This window comes from Chelativorans sp. Marseille-P2723 (assembly GCF_902809845.1).
GTDB lineage: Bacteria > Pseudomonadota > Alphaproteobacteria > Rhizobiales > Rhizobiaceae > Chelativorans.
The window spans coordinates 491,804-510,023 of sequence record NZ_CADDWI010000008.1 but is presented as its reverse complement, the minus strand read 5'-3'; the positions used below and the strand labels follow the sequence as shown (position 1 = coordinate 510,023).

Annotated in this window: 12 protein-coding genes and 1 pseudogene; 7 read left to right on the top strand and 6 right to left on the bottom strand. The window is 55.4% G+C overall.

Features of this window, described 5'->3' with window-relative positions; all coding sequences use genetic code 11:
- Nucleotides 1-327 precede the first annotated feature (327 nt).
- Both HUS57_RS04295 and HUS57_RS04290 read right to left on the bottom strand, forming a co-directional pair.
- The gene (locus HUS57_RS04295; protein ID WP_173931673.1) at nt 328-1,047 is read right to left on the bottom strand and encodes a phosphoribosyltransferase family protein; all 720 of its coding nucleotides are present in this window, start codon (nt 1,045-1,047) and stop codon (nt 328-330) included.
- 74 nt (nt 1,048-1,121) lie between these two features.
- Nucleotides 1,122-5,921 (bottom strand): DUF3320 domain-containing protein, encoded by a 4,800-nt coding sequence (locus HUS57_RS04290; protein ID WP_173931672.1) that lies wholly within the window; start codon nt 5,919-5,921, stop codon nt 1,122-1,124.
- Nucleotides 5,922-6,213: 292 nt separating this feature from the next.
- Between HUS57_RS04290 and HUS57_RS04285 the strand changes: the two genes are divergently transcribed.
- Nucleotides 6,214-7,872 carry a DNA cytosine methyltransferase gene (locus HUS57_RS04285; protein ID WP_173931671.1) on the top strand — a complete coding sequence of 553 codons (1,659 nt, stop codon included), beginning with the start codon at nt 6,214-6,216 and terminating at the stop codon, nt 7,870-7,872.
- 596 nt (nt 7,873-8,468) lie between these two features.
- On the opposite strand, the gene HUS57_RS04280 is transcribed toward HUS57_RS04285, so the two are convergent.
- Both HUS57_RS04280 and HUS57_RS04275 read right to left on the bottom strand, forming a co-directional pair.
- A complete protein-coding gene (locus tag HUS57_RS04280) occupies nt 8,469-8,801 on the bottom strand; it encodes a hypothetical protein (RefSeq protein WP_173931670.1) in 333 nt (110 codons plus the stop codon).
- Nucleotides 8,802-8,886: 85 nt separating this feature from the next.
- Nucleotides 8,887-9,379, bottom strand: a pseudogene (locus HUS57_RS04275) (N-acetyltransferase).
- A 462-nt stretch (nt 9,380-9,841) separates the two neighbouring features.
- Between HUS57_RS04275 and HUS57_RS04270 the strand changes: the two are divergent.
- Entirely contained in the window at nt 9,842-10,150 is a 309-nt protein-coding gene (locus HUS57_RS04270) for a hypothetical protein (RefSeq protein ID WP_173931669.1), read from the top strand.
- Entirely contained in the window at nt 10,137-11,228 is a 1,092-nt protein-coding gene (locus HUS57_RS04265) for an ImmA/IrrE family metallo-endopeptidase (RefSeq protein WP_173931668.1), read from the top strand. The genes HUS57_RS04270 and HUS57_RS04265 overlap by 14 nt, the downstream gene beginning before the upstream one ends.
- On the opposite strand, the gene HUS57_RS04260 is transcribed toward HUS57_RS04265, so the two are convergent.
- Both HUS57_RS04260 and HUS57_RS04255 read right to left on the bottom strand, forming a co-directional pair.
- Nucleotides 11,225-12,157, bottom strand: coding sequence for a hypothetical protein (locus HUS57_RS04260; RefSeq protein WP_173931667.1), 933 nt, complete (start codon nt 12,155-12,157; stop codon nt 11,225-11,227). The genes HUS57_RS04265 and HUS57_RS04260 overlap by 4 nt on opposite strands.
- Nucleotides 12,141-13,139 (bottom strand): thymidylate synthase, encoded by a 999-nt coding sequence (locus HUS57_RS04255; protein WP_173931666.1) that lies wholly within the window; start codon nt 13,137-13,139, stop codon nt 12,141-12,143. Before HUS57_RS04255 ends, HUS57_RS04260 begins: the two co-directional genes overlap by 17 nt.
- Before the next feature lie 781 nt (nt 13,140-13,920).
- Here HUS57_RS04255 and HUS57_RS04250 point away from each other — a divergent pair.
- The 4 genes from HUS57_RS04250 to HUS57_RS04230 all read left to right on the top strand — a co-directional run bounded on the left by HUS57_RS04250 (nt 13,921) and on the right by HUS57_RS04230 (nt 18,170).
- Nucleotides 13,921-14,727 carry a Shedu anti-phage system protein SduA domain-containing protein gene (locus tag HUS57_RS04250; RefSeq protein ID WP_210256052.1) on the top strand — a complete coding sequence of 269 codons (807 nt, stop codon included), beginning with the start codon at nt 13,921-13,923 and terminating at the stop codon, nt 14,725-14,727.
- 720 nt (nt 14,728-15,447) lie between these two features.
- A complete protein-coding gene (locus HUS57_RS04245) occupies nt 15,448-16,278 on the top strand; it encodes a DUF3883 domain-containing protein (RefSeq protein WP_173931664.1) in 831 nt (276 codons plus the stop codon).
- Complete coding sequence (locus HUS57_RS04240) at nt 16,275-17,339, top strand: hypothetical protein (RefSeq protein WP_210256051.1); 1,065 nt, start codon at nt 16,275-16,277, stop codon at nt 17,337-17,339. The genes HUS57_RS04245 and HUS57_RS04240 overlap by 4 nt, the downstream gene beginning before the upstream one ends.
- A 267-nt stretch (nt 17,340-17,606) precedes the next feature.
- The gene (locus HUS57_RS04230; protein WP_173931663.1) at nt 17,607-18,170 is read left to right on the top strand and encodes a hypothetical protein; all 564 of its coding nucleotides are present in this window, start codon (nt 17,607-17,609) and stop codon (nt 18,168-18,170) included.
- Nucleotides 18,171-18,220: the final 50 nt, after the last annotated feature.

Sequence of the window (18,220 nt, the reverse complement as noted above, 5' to 3'; positions counted from 1 at the left end):
CGCGATCGGGAGTGCAATAGCGAACCAGTCAAATACTTAAGGGAGTGGCCTGAAACGACGAAAGGAGGTCCGACGACCTCCTTTCAAATCTAACCAGCCGATCCCTGGTTTGGTGATACTCGTCGCTTATCGACTGACCTCACCTGGTGCACGCTCGGACCTGTGCAGGTTTCCCCACACCTTATGTTTTATGACCGTGAGGCGTAGGCACGGTCAGGGCATTAGCGCCCAATCACATGAACCTATATGGCTCACTGTTGACATCTAGTCAATACCTAACCCCCTGGTTTGGTTCCCAAGGCCGTCCTTGAGGACATGGGTAAGACCCTACAACCCGCTGACGAAGCACACCCCTGAGGTGACGGTACAACCAGCCTCCGTAAGAACATTAACCGCTGAGGTCAATGAGGCACCTGTGGACATTAGGTCATCCACTATTATTAGACGCTTGCCTACGATGTCAGGAACCGGCCCGTTCAGTGTGAGCGGATTAAAGCAATGCCTGATGGGGTTGACGATCTCCTTCATCGAAACGTATTGAGCAGGCTTCGCACGACGCCAACTGGCCAGTTGGGCTTTGTAGCTTATTTTAGCTCTGCTATTGAGACCGTTAGGCACTTCTAGTCCATACTGGTCGAGCATTTCCTGAACCGTCCTCTTCCGTATGAAATTGGGGTCCAGGTACTCTTTTTCCGTGATCTCGCAAATGAGTTCGGCCACCTCTCGGCAGAAGTCGTAGCTGGAGGGGAGAGGCATGATATAGTCAGCTTCCAGTTCCTCCGCAAAAGATTCAATGATCTGTCGCGCCCGATTCATGAACTGTTTCCGGTACATAGGCATGATCTGGTATCCGTGCATACCCTTGAGGGCATAAATCAGCGGGTTGCCGTCACGATCCTTGTCCCCGGTTTTGTTCCGCCTGAAGATGTGCCGAACGGCAATACCGCCAACAGTTTCACTCGTCGGGTTGTTGAGCGAGGTGTCAACGCGCCTTTGATGCGTGTCATCAAAGGCAACAAATTTCGTTGCAGATATGTTAAGTCCCAAGATGCCCCCGATTTCAGCTGGCCAATGGCCATCGCGATAGCCCCGCTGGAATTCGCACTCTCGTTTCTAGCGCTTCAGTGCACTGTAACGCTCGGCACGCTCTCGGACTGGGTTACTTTCGCAAGGAACCCTTTCTCGTCTTTGATGGCTCCGCTCTGGATCGCTCGATCTATCGCATGCTCGATCACCACCCGAAGCTGCGCGCTCGTCGATGCAAACCCGAACGATCGTGCAATAGCCGTGACGAGTTCCTCCCGATTGGCTCCGAAGTTTGCCTCCACAACGGCAACAGCTGCCGCCTGAATCTCGGCCGGCGGCAAAACCTCAGGCCGCCTTAGTGACTGAGACAGGACCGCTGAACGATCCCGAACCCTGATCTCTTGGCCGGGTACGATATAGAATTGATCCTCACCATTGATGCCGCCCTGCGACTTGGCTGCCCTTATCCCTGCTAGAACCGCGTCCCGAATCCGGTTACCCGCTCGCGCCAATCCCCACGCCGATCGTATTCTCGTGACGATCTCACTTTCGTGGACCGGGCCTTCTTGTCTGATTACCTCAACAACATAGCGCGCCATCTCGGAAACAGAGACTTCATGGGGCTCCCGGTCGGTCCGGACTGGGAAAGTGGCTTCTACATACGGAATTGCCAGAGGTGGTTCTTCCGGCGACACGTGCGCGGTGATCACGTCGACATCTGCTTCAGTGTGCGTCGTGAAGTGCAGCGGCACCGCTTGCCGAGGCTTAGCCAGATCGTCGTCCCGGTTCCGCCATTCCGCCTTCGCACTCTCAATCGCGGCAGTAACCTTTGCCAATTCTTCATTGGGGCGGAGATACCAGTCCGTCGACCAAATCCGATGAATGATCCATCCATGGTCTTCCAGCACGCTCTGCCTCAAGCGGTCACGTTCTCTCGCCGACCGGGATGAATGGTATTGTGCGCCGTCGCATTCGATTCCCAAAATGAAGCGCCCCGGCTTTTCGGGGTCGGAGATGGCGAGATCGACGAAAAATCCGGCCGACCCGATCTGGGTTTTCACGTCATACCCAAGCGATCGAAGCTTGTCGGCCACCTGCTCTTCGAAGACGGAGTCCGGTCCGTTGCCGGTCTCTTCCGCAATACCAAACTTGCCCGTCTGTGCGAACGTGAGGAAGAGCTTGAGCGCAGCGACGCCTCGGCTGCGGACCCGTTCAAGGTCGATGTCGTCCCCCGTTATGGAAGAGAAGACTTCGCACCGAAGTTTAGCCCGCGAGATCAACACGTTCAGGCGTCGCTCGCCACCTTCTGAATTCAGCGGACCGAAGCTCATCGCCATGTAGCCGGTGCTCGTCTTCCCGTACCCAACCGATATGAAGATGACGTCGCGCTCGTCTCCCTGGATGTTCTCGAGGTTCTTGACGAAGAAAGGCTCGGTGGAACCCCGGTTGAAGAAGTCTTCCGTTTCAGGATGTGCCCGGCGCAGAAGCTCAAGTTCCTTCAGTATCGCCTGACGCTGAGCGACCGAGAACGTTGCCACCCCAAGTGAAATCTCGGGCCGCTCCGTGGCGTGCCGGATTACAGCTTCAGCGGCGGCCTTAGCTTCGACTGGATTCGTGCGGGTGTTTCCACGGTCGTAATGAGCGTCTGGCAGGTAGTTGAACTTGAGTCCCATCCCTGCGACTGCATCATAGGGGCTCGGAACGATGAAGAGCCTGTTGTCGTAGAATTCCCGGTTGGATACCGCGATCAGGGACTGGTGCTTGCTGCGGTAGTGCCAGTTAAGCATCCGAAACGGCATGCCCTTGGCGAGGCAGAGGTCAAGGATCGATTCCGCATCCCGGGCTTGGAATGTGACCCCGTCATCGTCCTCTTGCTCGTCAACGTCGGAGGTAAGCTTCGCAAAGAAGCGCGTTGGCGGGAGCTGACGCTCGTCCCCCACGACAACGACCTGGGCGCACCGGGCGATCGCCCCCAGGGCATCGATCGGTTCGATCTGCGAAGCCTCATCGACAACCAGAAGATCGAACGAAATCGAGCCCGGCTTCAGGAACTGAGCGATCGAAAGCGGACTCATCATGAAGATCGGCTTGATCTGCTGAATGACTGGCCCTGCCCTATCGAGAAGCTGACGTATCGGTAGATGGTTACGCTTCTTCGCCAATTCACCGTTGAGGACCCCGAGAGGACCGATACCGCCATTGCTGCGAGGTAATTCCATTGCATGCTGGGCAACGATCTGCTCTCGGGCAAGCGACATGCGGGCAGCCTCCAGCCCGCGGAACGATTCCACCAAGCGGGAATGTAGTTCGCCGTCGAAGCGTTTGAGGTCAGGTTCCCGCGCAAAGAAGTCGGCACGAAGCGCCTCGAAGTATGATCTTTCCAGCGTCGGGACCAGCGTGTCCGCGCCGAGTTCGCCACGAAGTACACCGTCAGCAAGGCTTTGGAGGCCGAGAGAGGACGCGGTCCGGCATCGGTCACAAAACGCCACCCATTTCGTGATGCTCTCGATGTTGACATCCCATTGGCCGAGCCGCTGCGAGATCGCCTCAACCTCCGCGGATGCAAAACTCTCAGCCGCCAGCGATTGCCGCAGATCGAGGTCAAGGAACTTTTGCAGTGCGCCCCATCCCTGCACAAATCGGGCAAGCAATTCCGACAGATCCCGGGCAATCTCAATCTGCCGTGGTAAATCCGTTGCCTCAGAGAGATACTTGAGGATGTCCGGTGTCAGAAGATCATCGTTCACCTGACGCCATTCAACCACCGTACGGGCGCGATCCCAATCCGAATTCTCACCACTCCAGTGCGCTCCCATCGCTGCAGCGCCGGTCGCCTTCAAGCCGTCGAAGTCGCGCCGGGCCTCCTGTGCCGAGATGACCGTGTCGACCAAAGCCAACCTGGCAGGAAGTTCTTTCGGCAATGGCTGCTTCAGATAGGACTTCAGCAGGGCGAGCTGTGATCGATAATGGCCACTGAGAATCCGGAGTATCGACGCTCCCTTCGCTGCCAACACAGCTCTGCATTCGCTCAGGGAGGATGCCCAGACTGTCTCCGCAAACGAAGTGTCCACCGCCTCCCGAAGTGTTTTGAGCCTTGCACCCGCCTCGATCAGTTCTGCGATCCTGCCCGGTTGCTGCCATATGGGGTCCGCAAAGGCCTTCCGGTCGAAATCCGGCAGTGACGCGATTGCCCGTAACACCTTCAACAGACGCACGAGATCGGAGAACTTCTTGGGCTCGCCGATGTTGAGGCGCTTGGAGGCCTCCCGAGAATTGGTTCTAATGCTCTCGAAATCCGAGCAGAGGTCGGCGACACTCCGACGAAGGTGGTCGATCTCACCAGGATCGAGAGCCTCTCGTCGCACACCATACCAAGGATGCTCTACAGGCTGGCCGATTGAACTGAAACGGTCCGTCAGTTCGTTGCAGACATCCAGTCGTTTTTCATAGTCCAGGGGTCCCCAGCTCTCTGGGGCCGAAAGTGCAAATCCGGGAAGCCCATCCCCTTCGCCGATACGGACAAGGTGTCCGATCAACTGGTAGGGCGTCATGCCACTGGGCTCATGCACCGCATGCATCGCATCGCTATGACCGTTGAGCCCGTCCTGAGCTGCCTTCAGGCGGGTGATGACGGTGGCGTCGCTCTGCGGGACCCGCCCGACCAGATCTTTTGTCCTGCGTAGCTCTTCCAAAAGTGCCCGCTTGTTGGCCTTGTTCGAATGGAGTTCCAGGGTCAGCGGACCGAGACCGGCATCTCTCAATCGCCGATGGACCACATCCAAAGCCGCCATTTTCTCTGCCATAAAGAGAACCTTCCGCCCTTCCTTGGCAGCCGCGGCGATTATGTTGGTGATGGTCTGGCTCTTTCCGGTACCGGGCGGCCCTTTCACCACGAGATGGCCGCCTTGTGCCACCTCCTCGATAACGACCGTCTGAGACGAGTCCGCATCCACTACGTGATGGGTTTTCTCCGGCGGGATGAAGGGATCTATGCGCCCGGTGTCCGGAATGATTGGATCACGCATCGGAAACCCGTCGCCCAACAGGCCTTCGATAACGTGGTGACGATCGAGAGATTTCTCTTCAGGCCAGTTGTCCGGATCAAGATCGCGGTACATCAGGAATTTGGCAAAAGAGAAAAAGCCAAGAACCATCCCGTCCGGCAGAACAGACCATCTTTCTTTGCCTGATACTGTTTCGGCCACCTTTTCGATGTAGGCTGCAATATCGACCTCTTCCTCATCTTCCAGATCCGGCAGTTTCAAACCGAACTCCGAGTTCATCTTGGCCTGAAGCGACAGATTCGATGAAGGCGGCTCTCCCCGCCAACGGAGCGTGAACCGGTCGGCAGCACTTGTGCGGTCGAGTTGCACGGGAAGAAGGACAAGCGGCGCGTGACGCTCGATGTCCGAGTTATCGGCATCGAACCACCGCAAAAGGCCCAACGCTAGATAGAGGACGTTGACGCCCTGCTCTTCCTCAAGTGTTCGAGCATCATACCAGATGTCGAACAGCCGCTTCTGGAGTCCTTGCGAGGTCAAACGGGTCTGCAGCCGTGTATCCAGATGGCGGCGCGCTATACCGCGCTCGTCCACTTCCTCATCGTCGTCCGGCTGCGGAATACCCCCGGTAATATCGTCAGTTTCCCCGAGTTCCGCCTTCTCTTCGTCCGTGAGTTGCCGACCCGGGAGAAAAGTCAGCCCCTTCCCGTCAACCAGAAGCCGATAAATTTCAGTCGTCTTCTCATCGACGATCTCTATCGTCCGTATGTTTCGCGAACGCAGGGGAACGTTGATCAGACGGTTCCGAGTGCTCAAATCGAGCAGGATGCGGCGATCGGCAAGAAGTCGATCCCTGATCGAAAATGCTGCGGCGGCCGCAGTTTGATTATCCATAAAGTCCCCCTGCCCCAGAGTTCCGCCTAAACTTTAACGGCAGCAGCGATCGATGCAATGCCGGTCTGGTTCTCATGGTCAAGGAGTCTCGCACTCCTTCACTCTGGCGGCAGCCTTCAGCGATGCAATCCAGAAGCAGAGGGAATCGCAGAATCCCGCTGCCCGGCGGGAATGCCCATATCGCATCCGGATACCGGCGACTGAGAACCCGTCCGGTCTTGCCAGGAGTACGGATTAACGAGCCATCAACTTTCCGTAGCCAATTTCCCAAGCGGGGAAACAGGGGCTTGGAATGCTGGCATTGAGAGGAATCGACCTTTTCTGCGGCTCAGGCGGATTCGCCTATGGCATGCAATCTGCAGGCGTGAAAATCATCCGTTCCTTGGATCACGACCCAGCGGTTATCGACATCCACCGGGCAAATATAAAGGACGTGAAGAACCCAATACGATTGTTTCGCCCGCCAGTGAAGCAGTCGATCGCCAAGGCTGGAGGAAAGTCGCAACGCGGCCGTATACATAAAAGCCATCTTCCACATCATGTAGCCGATCTTCTGGCGGTGATCGATATCGCTCCTGAAATCGCATTGGACCGTCCGGACATCATCTTCGGTGGCCCACCTTGCCAACCGTTTTCGGCGGCAGGAAAAGGAGAAGGTGATAAGAGTCCGCTTTCGAGCCTGACGGAAGCCTTCGCTATTCTCGTGGCCGCTGCACGCCCGAGATACTTTGTCATGGAGAACGTAAAGGGACTTCGTAACTCCGAGGTCTACCGACGAGCACGTGCGATTTTTGAGCGTGGCGGGTATGGTCTCACTGAAACTGTATTGAACGCTTCCTATTTCGGCACTCCACAGAACCGAGAGCGTCTCATCTTGGCCGGGTGCTTAGACGAGACAGACGGGTGGCTCCACGCATACTTGAACCAGTACAAATCTCGTGAACCCATGACGGTCGCGGATCTGTTGGGCAACGACTTTGGAACCCAGTTTGAAGATTTTGCCCTGGACCCAGAATGTTCAGACCTGGTGTCAAAGGATAGTTCCGAATACAAGAGTTATCGGTTGCGCAAGCGCGATCTGAAATGCTTATCAGAGCGAGACCCGAACACACGCTTTTACTACCGTTCACCCGGAGGCGCGGCCTCAGGAGCGATTCAGAGAACCGACAGGCCCTCCCCTACCCTTATCCGTACATCGACTGACCGGCTGTCGAAGAATTATCGGCCGACCGTTGGTGATCCTGTCGATCTCAGGAAGCTGCAGCAGCTGACGTTTCATCAGTTCTCGCGCCTCACGGGATACCCTGAGTGGTGGGATTGGAAGCTCCCCTCGCCAGAAGACGGGGGCTTGTCCGAAACCGAGGCTGCTCCAGTCGGCGGCAGCCGGCAGCAGATGCTGGCGAATTCCGTTCCTCCACCGCTGGCCCAGGCGATAGGACGCGCGATTGTCGACCATGCCAGAAGAATGGTTCCGGCCAATCCAATCGAACCCAAGGCGATTGCGGAAGCCGAGTGGAGGATGAAAGCTGTCGAACTCAAAAGGTACAAACGTTGGCTTGAAACTGCCAAGGGATTACGGGGCAAAGACATCAGTCAGGAACTTTCGGACCTCCGCGCCGCCAAAAAGCTTGTGCACGTGCGGAAACTCGGAAGCGCAGAAGAAGAGCTGAGGGCCTTTAACTCTCTGCCAGCGACAGCGGCAAATAGGATGTCCATCGTAAGGAGGTCACAACTGCGCAAGGCACTGGTGAACCTCGCGGAGTTCGAGCTGTTTCAAACTTACGTGCGCGCCGAACTCTTTCCTGACGACGATCTGATGTACGCTCGTGGTGCTTTTGCGGCAATGCTGGACCCGAACGTCCAATACGAGCAGATGGTCGAGAGCCTGCAGGAAGATGAAAAGCCGTTGCCGAAAACGTTTCTGCGTCAGTCTCAGCTTCCGGAAACATAGCGCAGGACCGCTGGTTGACGCCAAGGATCATGATCTCTGCACCCTGGGGTACGTACTCGCTGGGACCATGCGAAGCAGAATGCGCCAATTATCCATCAAGATGGCTTCCCCCGTCAGACCGTCACGGTCGATAGAGGCTAATGGTTTTCGATTGGACCGCCCTTCGACAACAACTTGTTACCTATCGGCGTCGCCGTAGCACGAGACAAGCTGACCGTGAACTCACGGCCATCGTCGACAATTCGCTGCGGTCCCCTTTGGGAAGCCGCCGCAAGCAGAGCATCGAAATGCACGCGGGCATCCTCGACCATCCAAGAATTCGAATCCTTTTGCTCAAGGCCTCTCCTGGATGGATTCTTTGCCATAGGAAATCCTTACACGCCTTCGCAGGATCGCGCGTTCTGAACTAGCAACCAAACTGGGACTGAGTCCCAGAACCGATGTTACTACGGATGTGGCGCGAGAGCCCATAGAAGAATTCGCGAAGCCTGCGAAAGCCGAAAGCCCATGTCGAATCCATTATTGATTTGGCCGCCGATAGGTGTAGTGGCTCGAGATCTATCCAGCCGCTTCGGAGCCCGAAGCGGTCGTTTATCTCATCTGTATGAGCCACACCAGCGCAGCCTTTTGGTTACAGGCGTGTAGTAGAGGCCTGCGAGCGTTTCACCTGCACGCTCATCCTCCATCTGCCATCGCATCACACGGTCGGTCTTGAACGCTCGCTTCGTCGCGGAACCTAGCTTAGCAATTTCCCATCCCTGTTTTTGCTTCTTTGAGACGTGATCCCATGCCTCCAAATATTCTCGCATGCGTGCTTCTACTGCACATCTCAACTCGAACGCGGCGTAGAAAAGGTACTTTGGATCGTTCTGTTGCAAGCAGCTTTCTGCTCGTTTGATATAAGCACGCGCCGACATCCCGTAGCTCATGGGAAATCCTCCTCGTTTGGGCTCCCACTGTAGCTGACTGCAATCTACCACCACCTTTGGGGTTAATGCGTCCACGGGCCGACGATCACTCAAGCCCCGGGCTGAACTTCAATACTCCGGAGGGCTTTCGTTCACCAAACGCAAGCCACTGAACCAGTTGGCTTGGAAGGTCGCGATACACGAGCCCGTTGCCCGACCCGAAACCGAAGCGGCTGTAAGTAGCGAGGATCGCCGATCAACACGCAGCCATCGGCCCTCATCTGCCGCAGCCGAGAGAGACCTTCCTTCACGAGGGCACTACCGATACCGGTTCTTTGAAGGTGCGGCCATACGGAGACCGGCCCCAAACCGAACCATCCATCACGGTGCCCGTCGACGAAGACCGGCGAAAACGCGATATGGCCGAGGAGCCCAGCATCACCCGTCGCGACCAGGGAGAGTGTCAAGTCTCCATCTTCCCGCAGAACGGTAATGGCATCGGCCTCGGTCCCATCGCTGAACGGCATCGGATCGAAAGCTGCCTTCGTCAGACGATATATGGTTTCGTAATCGCTCGGTGTCTCGGCTCGGATTTTCATTTGGCCATTTAGCACCGGAGTTCCCCATTTGCGAACGGCAACAAAGACCGCGACAGGGCCGACCGGCGCGCTCACCTCGGCTCCGGAATGAGGGAGCATTCTACGTCATGGTCGGGTGGAGAATTGCCGTTCGGCGAGGATGAGACGAACGGCGTGGTAGCGGACCAAGCGGTCGTCGCCACGCTAATCGCCGAATGACGTGTTCGGGGCCGTGAGCTGACTCGCCGCTTATGGGTGCCAAGTCGGCGAAGCAGACATTCGCCCAAGAGAGGTGCACACACTCTCGAGAAGATGGATTCGCAGTCCCAACGTAAATAACCCTTCTTCGACGCAAATATTTCGTTCATAATTTTTGATATTCTTTTCTTAAAATAGCCAACGCCAGTTCCCCTTCAAACGCATCGTCCTGACCCTGGACCAACCACCAAACTAAGATTATTGAAGCAAAAATGTGAGGGTTATTTGCTGATTTCATATAATTCAGAGCTTATACGGGATATTTGTTTTCATGCTTCCACTGCGATAGAATATTTGGGAGAGGAGGCGGCTATTTCTTTACAGGCGCGGCATTCTGATATTCAAGCGGCAAGCAATATATTTGAGCTGCTGGTCGGGCAGGTATCCGTCGATGGAAACCTGTGCACTCTAATAGTCCCGAATCTCCTTTCAATCGTGATGGCTCCCAATTATCCAGTTGCGGATGACGGCAGCCTGTACGATTGGTCAACGGTCGGACGGGTTAAGCTGATGGGGATCAATGATGTTAAATGATGGAACCGTTGAGAAACCGGACTGGGTGTCCCCGCCGGGACACACCATCGTAAGCATCCTCGAAGAACGCGAGCTAACAGTCGAACAGTTTGCCCACATAATCGGACATAGTGCGGCTGTGGCACAGAAAATCCTGGACGGTTCGCGTGCTATCGATGTGGATTTAGCGCGCCGCCTAGCGCGGGCCATCGGCGCTTCAGAAAACTTTTGGATGGCACGGGAACACGATTACCGGGCAAGCTTGACGGAACCAGAGAATGTTAGGGTCAGCAGTTTAGATGACCTGATTGGCGGGCTCCCGCTAAGTGATATGCAGAAATTCGGATGGATCGAGACTCCTCGATCCAGGGGCGATCAGATCGCAGAATGCCTGAATTTTTTCGGTGTTTCATCGCTCGCGCAGTGGCAAGGGCGATATGAGAATGCATTTCAACAAGCAGCCTATCGACGGTCGACAGCATATGCATCTTGCGAAGTTTCAACGACGGCCTGGCTCCGCCAAGGCGAAATAGAGACCCAAAATGACAAGGTATCGGACTGGTCGCCGAAAGCGCTCGAAAGCCAGATTCCTCAATTCCGAAGACTGACATGGTACAAGAGTCCGGAGCTATTCTTGCCGAAACTCAAAGCGGCCCTTGCCGAAGCCGGGGTAAAGTTCGCAATTGTCAGGGCTCCCAAGGGGTGCTCTGCGAGCGGTGCGGTGCGGATTCTGGCAGATGGAACGCCCCATATTCAGGTCAGTTTTCGCTACTTGTCCGACGATCAATTCTGGTTCTCGCTGTTCCACGAGATCGCGCATCTGCTTCTCCACTATGATAAAATGCCAATATTGGAGAACACTGAGCTAACGGAAGAACAGTGCGAGCAGGAAGCGAACGAGTACGCCGCCCAGGTCATTGTCCCAGTATCGTATCGTGAAGAATTGCTCTCGCTCGGTGGTTCACGATTTCCGATTATCGAATTTGCAAAGAAGGTCGGCGTAGCGCCGGGCTTGATAGTAGGTCAACTCCAGCATGAGGGCATCATAGGATTTAACCAGATGCAACGTCTCAAACGTCGCTTCCGCTGGACAAACTAGCCCCGGAAATAAATGTAGTCCGCCGGGCTTTTTTGCCAGTTGCACAGCGCATCTTCGATTGCCTGCGGGCTGACATCCATATGCTCGGCCAATTCCACACATGCGGTTTCGAGTTGCGCGACACTCAGGCCATTGCCGAACAGCAGACGCGCCCCCGCTTTCGGACCGGTCGATTGAGCGATGTAAGCTTTGTCGGGAAGGATCGGAGCGATCAGCAGATTACTGAGATTGCACAGAAGGTCGAACTTGCCTAGCCTGCCAAGCTTGGCAACCTGATCGAGTTCGCCATGGAGACATGCGAAAACATCTTTTGGATTTTGGCCGACCCGCTTCTGCACATCGCCAATCAATGCCTGATGGGAGCCATACGCAGCAATCCACTGAATGTAGGTTGCAACGGCATGACCGGTGCCCTTGGGGCCCGGTTTTAGAGTTTCAAACTTGCGGTGATTGCCAAAACGCCGGGAACGTCCGGCGCTGGTGACATGAGGGTAGTTCGCCTGTAGCCAATTTGAAATTGCCATAGGGTCTTGGCTCGCTGAGGCCCAATCCCAGACGCCGCCCTGCCCGAACCGGCCATAGAAGTCCTCGGTCAGATTCCAGCCATCGGTCTTGTGCTTCCCGAAGTGGGTCGCCAGGTAGACCAACCAATAGGCATCGTCTGTTCGTCCCGTCTTATGCAACGCGGCCGCACCGCCAAGAGGCTGGAAGCTCCCTGAATAAGGAGTATAAAGACTAGCTGACCCGGCTCTGATCGACGTTATACGAAGATACTCGATCCGGCGGATGCTGTCGACAAGTTGCGCAACCAAAACCGATTTGCGCTCAGGGCTATTCAGACCCACGAACGGGAATTGGGCATTGGGAAAATTATCTAGCAAATCGGAAATTTCGTCGGACTTTTGTTGGTCCTTAATTCTTAACGCCATCATCATCACCTAAATCGAGTTTGTCTTGAATCATTACGGGTGCTGGCGCTTTCGGCAACTTTTTTGGACGCTTAATAAAGAAGTTTCTGTAAAAATTATTATTTATATTCGAGAAGTTATCCTCAAGCGTCTTCTGCCCCCTTCTAAATCTTGAATCCGCGAGGCGAAGGAGTACAAGTGCCAAATCACGCCAGTATTCTGGCAGCTTTATCTGCGCCGCCGCTGTGGTCTTGCCGCTTCTGATCGACTGTTCGATATCGAGAAAAGCCTGAAGGTTGGCGAGCTGACAGCCGGAAGGCATTTTTGGCATCGCGAATGTAGGACTTTGGAATCCTTCATCGAGATAGGCGGAAACCTTGTCCTGGTCACGCTCATAGAGATGCAAACTCGTCGCGAAATGATGATATTCGCCGACCTGGATACCGAGGGAACGGGCAACAAGCTCTTGGATCATCGTGAAACAGAACACGTCATGGGGAAAGCCCAGATAGGCGTCATTGGATCGCATCATCGCAACGAGATGCAAGCGTTCACGTCTGCGAATAAATTGCAGGGCTATGGTGCAGGGGGCTTCCTCTTTCCCCGGTTCAAGATCGCTTGGCTCAAGAATGGAAATCACCGCGCGGCGCGTGTCAGATTTTCGCCGTAGCCGGTCGATCACTCTGTTAATCTGGTCGAATGAGCGGCCAAATTCACCTGTGCCAATAAGGCGAGGTCCATAGGCTTCTTCAAGCGACCCTTTGGCTCCTTCGGGAGGATAATCGGGCAAATAGAAGCGAATGAAATCTAGGTCGGCACTCCCAGCCATATACCAGCAAAATTCCGCCAGCGCTGAAATGAGTCTTCCGCGTGTTGCGGTGGCGCTGATTCGGGCGCGAGGGTCTTTAAGCAAAATCTTTTGCCCTAGAAGATCTTGTCCTTTTCCTTTGCTCGCTTCGAACGTGTCAGTGCTCTTCGAAAGCTCGCTGTAGAGCTTTCGCATTATTTCATCCAAGTACCGCCCTTCTATCATCATAACTCAGCAATTTAGCCGATAGGTTTGATTCGAAAAACTCATTCAGTCGTCGGCCTTCCGTATTAATCGGTGCAACCAGCAGTCGCTCTACAAGCCAAGCGGTCGGGATTGTCAGGCTACGATATGGCTTGGACAAGCCTCTTACGGCAGGGCGCGCGGGGCACCTATTTTCGCACTGAGTATCCGCTTCCAGGAGGCGAAGGTTATCAACTGAAGATAGTAATCAAAGTCGGATTTCCGCCTGTTCTGGTATTGGGTCCTCTCCGAAGAAACGTCCGCTTCCGAGTTGCCCGAGCGCGCTGACCTGAGGGCGCGTTGTGGACAAAGAAATATCTATATGTATCTGTCCGCGACTTGTCGGGCGTAACAAACCACGCGGTACCAGACAATTGCTCGTAATGTTCTACTTCCAGTGCCTGGCGTGGCGGTAGGCCCCGTCGGTTATAAGCCTCACTTTAAGGTGATAGCGATGTCGAGTAACTTCAGGCAAAGGGCGGAAGAATTCATCTCCGGCCCATTGAGCCGCGATGGGCTCGCCACGCTCCTGAGGGAGTGTGTCCTGGACGGAGGGTTGGAAGCGTTGACGTCCGTGTGCCGTCTCTACGAGGACATGTACGATGGCATTACCTTCAACATGGAGGTCAAGGGCCCGGCTGCCGCTGCTTTGCTAGCATGGAGAGAGAATGGGTTGCTCGCTTTGACGGAGGCTGCGAAGCGAACACCTACCGGAAAGAACTCGGGATTGGCAATGCAGTTTCTGGCAATGGCCGCTTCCGGCGATGTGTCAAACCGCCTCTTCCGGATCGATCCGATTGTCGACGAGAAGGTAGACGCCGCGGCAAATGCTCCGGCCGTTCGCAAATTGGCGAATACAATGCTTGTTGATCTCATCCTTTCGTTCGACGACGACGATGTCGCCTTACATGTCGGCACCACGCTCATGGGCTTTTCGTTTTCGCAGGCGAAAGCCGCCAAGCAATTGGTTACCGCAGTGTCTAGGCGGTGGATGGCCATGAGCACGCCGGTTCTTGATGAATTTGACGAGTTGATCAAAACTCGCCCATCCGATGAACCCGCGTTCCAAACGTTCTTGACTCGTCACCCGCAACTCCTCGACCCGCTCGCGCATGAGGTTTGGCCGCAGCCGAACCTGTTTGGTTACAGGGAGCCCGACTTCATCGTAAAAAGGGCGGACGGTACGTACATGGTGGTGGAGATCGAATGTCCCAGCAAAACACTGGTTACCGCTGGAGGACAAATCTCCGCGAGCGTGACTCACGCCGAACAGCAAGTAGCAGACTATCGACGTAACCTGGTCCGGAAGTATCCCGACATCAGGCTACATATGCCGGACTTTCAGGAGCCGGACTGCCTAGTCGTCATCGGCCTTGAACGCGATCTGAATTCCAATCAGTTGCAGGTTCTCCATGACGCGAACCAGAGCGGCAATCACCTGCGGATAGTCGGCTTTGACTGGCTTCTCGAAAGAGGGCGCACTATCGCTGCGAACGTGGTGCAGCACGGTGTGGAAGTTTCCGACTTGCGTGTAGTCTGATTATGTATCGCAAAAATTGTCCGTCTCAATCGGTGCAAAACCCTCGACTTCAGAACGAAGGCGTTCGAGTACGGATTGCACCCACTTCCTATGTAATCTCAGGAGAGCTTTACCGGGTTCTGGCATTTGGTTCGGATACCCACACTGACCGCTTTCGGGGACTGCGCCAACGGCATTGAATTGCTGAATTGTAAGGCGCGAAGCCGCCGTTCGTAAGGCGTGGCGGGAACGACCGGACCGGGCTCGAAGTGTGAATTCGAGCTCGCCGAACGAACTTCCGATCAGGGTCGACAGCGGTAATTCAGCTGCTCTCACTGCAGTCTCACAACCCTGCGCCCGGTCTCATGAAAGTGAGCTTGTCGCAAATAGTCCGAGCCCGCTCTCATTTGATCTGAGCCAAAGTGGATTTATGGTCAAATAATGTGAGCCAGAAACCGCTATGATTTCGCGCCCGAGCGCGGATGATCTCAAGCCACTACAGATAAGCAAAGAGGAGCCGGCCGGAAGTCATCCTACACCACGCGTCGATCAACCTCTTAGAAGCGAACGTTCGAAACCGCCGGAGCATGGCCGCGACTCCCGAGCATTGTCTCCACAATGAGGTTGCCGCGGCGCTCCCCTAATCCTATGCAACTAATTCACATGATGAAAAAGCCGGGAAGCATGTCACCTCAAGATCTTTCGAGATGACACCGCGTTAAGCACGGAATAGCCTCACACATGGTTTCGGGGGATTGGTCAGATACGGAGAATGACGCAGTTGTCGCGGCTTATTTCGCGATGCTCAGCGATGAGCTCGCTGGCCGTCCATTCAACAAGGCTGCCCAGAATCGATTGTTGCAGGAACAGATCGGACGCAGCCGAGGCTCGATCGAGTTCAAGCACTGCAACATATCTGCCGCCGCCAAGGGGTTCGGGCTGCCAATGGTCAAAGGCTACCAACCCCGGTTTAACTTTCAGATGTCTTTGGCCGAAGCGATCTCACGCTGGCTGGCTCGGCATCCTGAGTGGGAGGCTGCCCTACACAATAGGCAAAAACCGGGACTGGCAGAGGCTCCGCCACTTTTCATCGGCATTGCTCCAACGCTGAAGAACACTCCTCCGCCCGATGAACTTGTCCAGATGCAAACCGTCGCCCGCCGTTTCGATGTTGCCGGACGCGACGAACGAAATCGGACCTTGGGCCGTGCAGGCGAGGAAAGGGTCTTTCACCACGAGTGCAGCCAGCTTCGCCAGTACGGTCGCGACGACCTTGCCCGTCGAGTCCGCTGGGTATCGCAGGAAGATGGTGACGGGGTTGGCTACGACATCGCCAGCTTCACGGCTGACGGGCGTGAGCGCCTGATCGAAGTGAAGACGACCAACGGTTGGGAACGCACCCCCTTCCACATTTCGCGAAACGAGCTTGAGGTTGCCGAATCCCGTCGTGAGGACTGGTATCTCTTCCGCCTCTACGATTTCGCGCGTTCGCCCAAGGCCTTCGAGTTACGCCCACCGCTCGATGCCCATGTCTCGCTGACAGCAACCAGTTTCCAAGCCAGCTTCCAATGAACAAGCAGGCAGATCATCCCACGCGACATCACTTCGGACGCACGACAGGCATCGACTACTCCGGTGCCGAGACGGCCGAAGCCAGCCTCAAGGGATTGCGTGTGTATCAGACAGTTGGCGACGGTACCCCCGAAGAGGTTCCACCGCCGCCAGGCCCGAAGAAATACTGGACCCGGCGCGGACTGGCGGAATGGTTGATCGAGACACTGGATGACAGCGTACCGACCATCGTCGGGATCGATCACGGCTTTTCGTTCCCGATGCGGTACTTCGAGCGGTACGGGATTCCGCCAGATTGGGTCAGCTTCCTTGAGGACTTCTGCGAGCACTGGCCGACGGACAGGCAACATACTTATGTCGATTTCGTACGTGGCGGAGTGGTCGGAAACGGCGCTGCCCGGCTGGGTGAACGGCATTGGCGCAGATTGACCGAAGAAGCGACGGGCTCCGCGAAATCCGTGTTTCATTTTGACGTTCAGGGGTCAGTCGCCAAATCCACGCATGCTGGAATTCCCTGGCTGCTCCGGATCAAGGAAGCACGGCCAAGCCTTCACTTCTGGCCGTTCGACGGCTGGATCCCAGAGCCTGGTGTCTCGGTTATTTTCGAAGCCTATCCGCGGCTTTGGAGTGCAAACTATCCCGTGGAGGACAGAAGCTCCGATCAGCACGATGCCTATGCAGTTGCCCGTTGGCTCCAAGAGGCAGGCCGGAACGGGACGCTGCTTCGCGCGTTCCGTCCGCCCAAGCCTGAGCACGTAGCAATGACCGCGAGAGTTGAGGGATGGATTCTGGGCGTGGAATGGGCTCCGAAGCCAAGGAATCCGAAGGCCCGAAACAAAGCACCCAATCGCAATCGTAAGACGACCGAACCTGGTCACGTGAACCGGAACAAGCAAGAAGTGATCGCACGCACCGATCTGCCGGGCAGCGACCATAACCAAGTTGTCTATCTTCTGCGTTGCCAAAACTGCGACACGCGCCACGGAGCAAACGGCTCGGACATCTTCCAACGCCGCTGCCCGAACTGTGGAGGAGGTCGTCCGGGGCTCAGAACGGAATAATCGTTCCAGGCCGATTAACAGGATTTCTCGACTCGAATCCGTCATCTGCATTTGGTGTCAGGTGTGTCAGCTCCCCGGCCACGCTGATTCGTCAACTCGAGGGTGTTCGGCGTTCGCATTGCAGGGACGGATCACCTCAGCTGCGGCTGTCAAAATTCAATTGAGTAGCCCCTGCATGAGTATTTGTAGTTTCTTAACTACTTTTTCCAGAAAACAGAACTGGTGGGGAAAATAACTGGTCTCAAGGCACATTAAGGCCCGTTCTTAATGTTCATTCTAGACACATGCGTCCTCAGCAATCTGAAGCTGAAATATCCTGACCTCAATCTCGTGCGCTGGATTGACAATCAAGCGAGAGCAATATCCCTTCCGTTTTCCGCTGTATTCGAAATACAGCGGGGAATCACCATGCTGGAAGGTACGAATCCCGAAAAAGCATCAGAATTGTCCTCATGGCTCGATGACATACTTGCGTCTGATATTCCGTTCCTTGAAATGGACGCGAGAATAACCCGCCTTTATGCCCGAATGACTTGCGTTCCTGCCTTGCGACATCTTTGCGTACCGGCCTTGAATGCGAAGCGGTTGAAGCTTGGGCAGGATCTCGCGATCGCCGCCACGGCCATCGTCAAAGACGCCCCTGTCGCAACGATGAATACAAAGGACTTCCTGCGCATTCATCGGTATTTCACGTTGCCGGGCCTGTTCAACCCACAACAGGAACGATGGTTGATCCCACCCCGACAGCAAAAGCGAATCGAGGAAACTATCACCCTCCCCGAAACCGGGCATCTTCCCGCCGGATTTCGAATGTGCCCCGGTTCGGGTTGACAGGCCAGAAGTTGTTCTCTATCTGTTCATGTCATTATGAACAGGATGCT

Bases quoted from the DNA above. Each gene is read 5' to 3' on its own strand.
- HUS57_RS04255 (WP_173931666.1), bottom strand. From the start codon at position 13,139: ATGCGAAAGCTCTACAGCGAGCTTTCGAAGAGCACTGACACGTTCGAA.
- HUS57_RS04245 (WP_173931664.1), top strand. From the start codon at position 15,448: ATGGTTTCGGGGGATTGGTCAGATACGGAGAATGACGCAGTTGTCGCG.
- HUS57_RS04285 (WP_173931671.1), top strand. From the start codon at position 6,214: ATGCTGGCATTGAGAGGAATCGACCTTTTCTGCGGCTCAGGCGGATTC.
- HUS57_RS04250 (WP_210256052.1), top strand. From the start codon at position 13,921: ATGCAGTTTCTGGCAATGGCCGCTTCCGGCGATGTGTCAAACCGCCTC.
- HUS57_RS04230 (WP_173931663.1), top strand. From the start codon at position 17,607: ATGTTCATTCTAGACACATGCGTCCTCAGCAATCTGAAGCTGAAATAT.
- HUS57_RS04280 (WP_173931670.1), bottom strand. From the start codon at position 8,801: ATGAGCTACGGGATGTCGGCGCGTGCTTATATCAAACGAGCAGAAAGC.
- HUS57_RS04265 (WP_173931668.1), top strand. From the start codon at position 10,137: ATGATGTTAAATGATGGAACCGTTGAGAAACCGGACTGGGTGTCCCCG.
- HUS57_RS04260 (WP_173931667.1), bottom strand. From the start codon at position 12,157: ATGGCGTTAAGAATTAAGGACCAACAAAAGTCCGACGAAATTTCCGAT.
- HUS57_RS04240 (WP_210256051.1), top strand. From the start codon at position 16,275: ATGAACAAGCAGGCAGATCATCCCACGCGACATCACTTCGGACGCACG.
- HUS57_RS04290 (WP_173931672.1), bottom strand. From the start codon at position 5,921: ATGGATAATCAAACTGCGGCCGCCGCAGCATTTTCGATCAGGGATCGA.